Consider the following 905-nt stretch of genomic DNA (forward strand, 5'->3'; position numbering starts at 1 on the left):
CGGACGGACGCCCAGCGCAATCAGATAATGGGCTAGCTGATTAGCGCGGCGGTTCAGTTCGCCATAGCGAATAGTTTGCCCTTCAAATACCACGGCGGGGGCATTGGGTTGTTGCTCTGCCAGCGCTTCAAATTGAGGGTGGACTAAGGTGTTTGGTGGGAAATCCATCTGTGTGGCATTGAAATCTGCCAGCAATTGTTGCTGCTCTGTTTGTGGCAACATAGGTAAGTTTCGGATCTGGGTTTCTGGAGATGTCAGGGCAGCTTCTATCAATACCATGAGACGAGATTGGAGGGCTATCACTTCAGCACGACTCAGGTAATTGGGTGAAAAATTAAATTCAAGAGTGAACGGTTTATGGGCATCCTCACTGTTAGCAAATGCATATTGGTGGACAGCGATAACAAGCGGGAACGGTGCACCACGTTGTATTTGGCAGTATTTGAGTGTGGCGTCGGGTATATCGGCGTTCACATCTATCCACTCAAATGACAGCATGATATCGAATAACTGAGCACGTCCGGTCTGCTGCTGGATTTGTATAAGCCGATTGATTTCTGCAATTGGCAAGCGCTGACGTTTGTAGCAACGGCGCAATTCTGCGGCAGTTTTATCCATCACATCAAGGAAAGTATCATGGGGTGAAACGGTTATACCAACTGGAATCACCGATGAAAACATCCCCACCGTGCGTTTTTGTTTGTTGTTTTTACGGTTATGTACGGGAATACCAATAACAATATCTTCATCTTCGGTATGATTTGTCAGCGAGTAAACAGTACGTGAAAAATATAGCTAAATCATATTAATATGACATAATATCTAAACCTAAGATGACAAGGCATAAAATGAGATGGGTTACAGCTTAGATTTTCGAAAGAGAGTATTGGCATACAAAGACAAGC

At 44.8% G+C, this 905-nt stretch carries 1 protein-coding gene; it reads right to left on the reverse strand.

Annotated elements, in window-relative coordinates:
- Nucleotides 1-768, reverse strand: a 768-nt coding sequence (locus tag Xentx_RS18155; protein WP_279625124.1) for a condensation domain-containing protein, incomplete at its 3' end; no start/stop codon positions are given.
- Nucleotides 769-905 lie beyond the last annotated feature (137 nt).

Source organism: Xenorhabdus thuongxuanensis (assembly GCF_001908095.1).
GTDB lineage: Bacteria > Pseudomonadota > Gammaproteobacteria > Enterobacterales > Enterobacteriaceae > Xenorhabdus > Xenorhabdus thuongxuanensis.